The sequence below is a fragment of the Microbacterium sp. SD291 genome, assembly GCF_017355365.1.
In the GTDB taxonomy this organism is placed as follows: Bacteria; Actinomycetota; Actinomycetes; order Actinomycetales; family Microbacteriaceae; genus Microbacterium.
This window is the reverse complement of record NZ_JADIJR010000061.1, coordinates 1-4,675: the sequence shown is the minus strand read 5'-3', so window position 1 is coordinate 4,675 and position 4,675 is coordinate 1. Positions and strand designations below refer to the sequence as shown.

The 4,675-nt window shown below is 61.9% G+C and carries 1 protein-coding gene and 1 pseudogene; both read left to right on the top strand.

Annotated features, from left to right (window positions below; translation table 11 throughout):
* Positions 1 to 686 (top strand): annotated as a pseudogene (locus IPV10_RS17105) (site-specific DNA-methyltransferase); the annotation flags it as partial.
* On the top strand, positions 686 to 3,667 hold the full coding sequence (locus IPV10_RS16675; RefSeq protein ID WP_207485766.1) for a DEAD/DEAH box helicase family protein: 2,982 nt from the start codon (positions 686 to 688) through the stop codon (positions 3,665 to 3,667). The pseudogene IPV10_RS17105 and the gene IPV10_RS16675, both read left to right, overlap by 1 nt.
* Positions 3,668 to 4,675: the final 1,008 nt, after the last annotated feature.

Below are 4,675 nucleotides of genomic sequence, written 5' to 3'. Positions count from 1 at the left end.
CGCGCTGGTTCGGTGGTCGAGATGGGACGGTTCTTGACTTCTTCGCGGGATCCGCGACAACTGCACACGCAATCATGGCGTTGAACGCCGAGGATGGTGGTTCTCGGCGCTTTATCCAGGTTCAGTTGCCTGAACCCACACCCGAAAGTTCTCCTGCGCGGGCGGCTGGTCTCACAACGATTGCCGAGATCGCGCGCCACCGCATTCAGCGAGCAGGGGAAGAAGTCCTCAACGGCCACGAAATGCGGGACCTGGAATCTGTTCTCGACGTGGGGTTCCGCGCCTACGCGCTTTCGGAAACCAACTTCGCGAAATGGCGCGTCACCTCCGCCATCGAGCTGACCGCCCTCGAGCAACACCTCGAGGGGCTCCGCGAGAGCGCGAACGACGACGCGACGGCCGACGACCTTCTCATCGAGATCCTGCTCAAGCAGGGCAGTTCGCTGTCGGAGAAGATCGAGCCCATTGAGGTCGCGGGTCTGGAGCTTCGCTCGGTCAACGACGGCCTCGTTCTGGCCTACCTCGACGAGCACACAAAGCCGACTCTCGAGCAACTGCGAGAAGTCACGGATCAGCACCCGGCCAGGATCATCGTGCTCGAAGACGCTTTCCGCGGCGACGACGAACTGAAGACGAACCTGGCGCAACTGTGCGCCAGCCGCGGTATCGAACTCTGGACGGCCTGATGAGTTCCAACGGGTTCCAGTTCGATGCGAGCCAGCAGTACCAGCTCGACGCGATCGCTTCGGTCACCGGGCTCTTCCGTGGGCAACCGCATGACGCAGAGCAGCTGAAACGAGCGCTCGGAACTGAGGCGGTCACAGCGTCTGGCCAAGGCCGCTTCGATCTCGAGGAGGTCGGGGCTGTCGGGAACAGTGTTGCGCTCGACAAGGCGACCATCATCTCAAACCTGCGTCGGGTCCAGGACCACAACGGACTGGAGGTCCAGGACGCACTGTTCGACGCATCCGGTCTCGACTTCGATATCGAGATGGAGACCGGCACGGGTAAGACCTACGTCTACCTGCGCACGATCTTCGAGCTCGCGAAGCAGTACAACTTCACGAAGTTCGTCATTCTCGTGCCCAGCGTCGCGATCCGAGAGGGCGTGAACACCAGCATCCGGCTAATGCGCGAGCATTTCGAGCATCTCTACAAGCCGCACGGCATCACGTTCGACTCATCGGTGTACAGCGGCGAGCGGCCCGACGAGGTCCGTTCCTTCGCCACCGCCACCAACGTGCAGATCCTCGTCATGACGATCGACGCCATCCGCGGCGACAAGAACACCCGTGTGATCCGCAAGGCGCGAAACCAGCTCGGAGGGCTGAAGCCGATCGACTATCTCGCGGCGACTCGACCGATCGTGATCATGGACGAGCCGCAGAACATGGAGTCGAAGCTGTCGCAGTCGGCCATCGGCGACCTCGAACCATCGTTCACGCTCCGCTACAGTGCCACCCACAAGACGAAGCGCAACGTCGTGTACCGGCTCGATCCGGTCGATGCCCACGATCTCGGACTGGTGAAGCAGATCGCCGTCGCCGATGCCCACCAGGAGGGCGCGGACGTCACGCCCTACGTGAAGCTCGTCGGCGTCCAGGACAGCCCTTGGAGTGCTCGACTCGAGCTGTCGGTCCGAAGCACGGGCGGCTCGCCTCAGCGAAAGATAGTCACTGTGAAGCAGATCGGCGGGCGCTGGCCGGAACTCTCCGACCCGAAGATCACGGACAACCCCGCCTACAACGGGTGGCGCATCATCGAGGTCCGCAATGATCCGCCTCTCGTCGAACTGACGAACGTGGTTCTCTTGGACGGTGAGAGCGTCGGCGGATCGACAGGGGCGATCTACAAGGAGATGATCCGTGAGACCGTCAAGGAGCATCTGCGGAAGATGGCCATGCTCCGCTCCCGCGACATCAAGGTGCTCAGCCTCTTCTTCGTCGACAAGGTCGCGAGCTTCCTCGGCGACGGTGTCAACAATGAGAGTGCCGACGGCGACTTCGCCCGCTGGTTCGATGAGGTTTTCACAGAAGAGCGCGCGCGCAATCCGAAGTTCCTTGAGATGCTGCCCGGCGATCCGCGGGACTACCGCCGCGCATATTTCTCCGAACTCAGGAAGGGCGTCTTCGGAGACACCACAGGGTCGACGAAGAAGGACGACGACGCATACGAGCTGATCATGCGCGACAAGGAAGGACTCCTCGACGAGGCCCAGCCCGTGCGCTTCATCTTCAGCCATTCGGCACTTCGCGAAGGCTGGGACAATCCGAACGTGTTCCAGATCTGCACGCTGCGCGAGATGGGCGCCGAGACCGAACGGCGGCAGACGCTCGGACGCGGTCTGCGCCTGCCGGTGGCCAAGACAGAGGACGGCTTCGTACGGATTCCCGATCGCAGCATCGCTACCCTCACCGTAATCGCGAACGAATCAGTGCAGCAGTTCGCGAAGAACCTGCAGACCGAGTTCCAGAAAGAGGGGGTGGAGGTCGGCCGAGTTCGAAAGAACGAGTTCTCCAAGATCCTCTGGCGCAGTGCCGACGGCGCAGTCACCGAAGAGCTTTTCGGATACGACCGCTCGGTCTCGGTATTCGAGCATCTGGTGCGGCAGAAGTTCATCGATGACAAGGGCCAAGTGGCTCAGAAGTTCCAGCCTCACACGATCGACTTCAGCCTCCACCTGCCGGAGATCTACGTCGACTATGAGCCTGAGATCATCCAGCGCATCGCGCAGGCGAACCTCGGTACCTACATCAAGCCGGTGAGCAATCGGGCCGCTCGCGCGTTCAACAAAGAGCTCTACGCGACCGAGGAGTTCGAGCAGTTCTGGGAGACGATCTCGCGACGTACGACCTATCGAGTCAGCGCAAAGCGCAAGAAGATCATCAAGAAGTGCGTCAGCGCGATTCGCGCCCAGCCGAGGATCGAGCCGTTGCGGATCGAGGTGACGCGGGCCTCCGTCACGATCCATCGTGGGGGAGCCAAGGCGGTGGAGAATGCAGCGCCGCGCACGGCCGAGATGAGGGGCGCCTACGATCTCCCCGACATCATCACGGAACTTCAGGACGCGACGCGACTCACCCGTCGGACCATCGTCGACATCCTTCTGCAGAGCGGTCGACTTGAAGAGTTCATCACGAATCCGAACGACGTCATCGCGATGATGAAGGGCCAGATACAGATCGTCTTGGCGAAGCTCATTCTCGATGGCATCCAATACGAGCCGATAGCAGGTTCCGTGTACGAACTGCGGGAGCTGCGGAAGGACGGCGCCGACGAGAAGGAGTACTTCCTCGATCACCTCTACGCGGTGAAGAACAAGCAGAAGACGGACTTCGACCACGTTGTCTTCGATGCCGGCTATGACGGGCCGGAACGTAAGTTCGCGGAACTTCTCGATGCGCGTGAGGACATCAAGCTATTCATGAAGCTTCCGCCCAAGTTCAGGATCGACACGCCTGTCGGCCCCTACAACCCGGACTGGGCGATCATCAAGCAGGAAGGCGGGGAAGACCGGATCTACATGATTCGAGAGACGAAGTCGACGCTTGACGAGTCGAAGCGGCGCCCCAGCGAGAACGCCAAGATCAAGGCGGCTCATGCACATTTCGCCGCCATCGGCGTGGTGGACTACGGAGTTTCAGTGCCGGAGACCTGGGGCCTCTGATGAAGTTCGAGATCTGCCGGGCCCGCACTCGTCGGCGCACGCGTGCGCCGACGGGGCGGCGCGGGCGTGTCGGGTCGTTTGAAGCTGTTGCGCGGCGAGTACGTTGGCGCGGTCCCGTGCACCACTCGGCAATCTCGCAGATCACGTGGAGGATCAGATGATCCCTGTCAGCTACGAAGCGTTCAAGGGCGAACACCTCACGCGCATCGTGCCCGCCACCCTCTACATCACGACGCGGAAGAGGAACGCATGGTGGGGCACCGAAAGCAGGAAGTACAGGGGCCTTACAAGTCTTACGTGCACTCTCAGGGCCGCGTGTGCCGTCGCCGAGCAGTGGCGCGCCAAGGGATCGTCATTCACGGTTCAACAGGTCCCAGGACTACACATTATGTCGGAGTGGACAGATATTGGAGTGGTCGAGTTCCACTCGAGCAACAGCTTTGCGACTTGGGATCGACGGCAAGCCAGTGCACTCGCAACTGGCACCCCTCTGTCCGAGGTGCTTGATGTTCTCGGGCCTCGCGGCGGGTGGCGTGGCGTCGCTCCGAGTGTCTACTCCTTCGTGTCCGGGGCTCTCGAACCCGAGGAGGCTCCGGCTGCTCTTGGTCCAAGGGCAACTTTCCGCGCCTGGAACTCGTACTCCTGGGGCGGCGGATTCAGACTCGGATGGAGTGAGGTTCGGGGCCGCCACAAGGCGCCCGGTGTTCGGGCAATAGCGAAGCTCTCTGCGGCCCAGCCTGCGAAAGTGGAGGACCGGCGCAGCTCCTCGTTCTAGTACGCCGGCGCAAGCGGGACGCTTCCGTTTCAGTCTGCTTTGCCCAGTCCCCCATCGACGCCATCACGGTCATCGCGGTCAGCAGTCCTTGCGCGACGACCGCTCGCAACGGCGCCGGCACGATCGATGGCTCCTCGCCCTTATCGGGCTCTTCGGACTTCCGGTAGGGGTCATGGGGTGAGGCCTCCGGCGGCGAGCAGCATGCGGAGGCGGTAGTTCTCTCGGTTGCGGTA

What these genes read in the sequence shown, in the direction of transcription:
- IPV10_RS16675 (WP_207485766.1), top strand. Translation starts at nt 686, where the DNA reads ATGAGTTCCAACGGGTTCCAGTTCGATGCGAGCCAGCAGTACCAGCTC.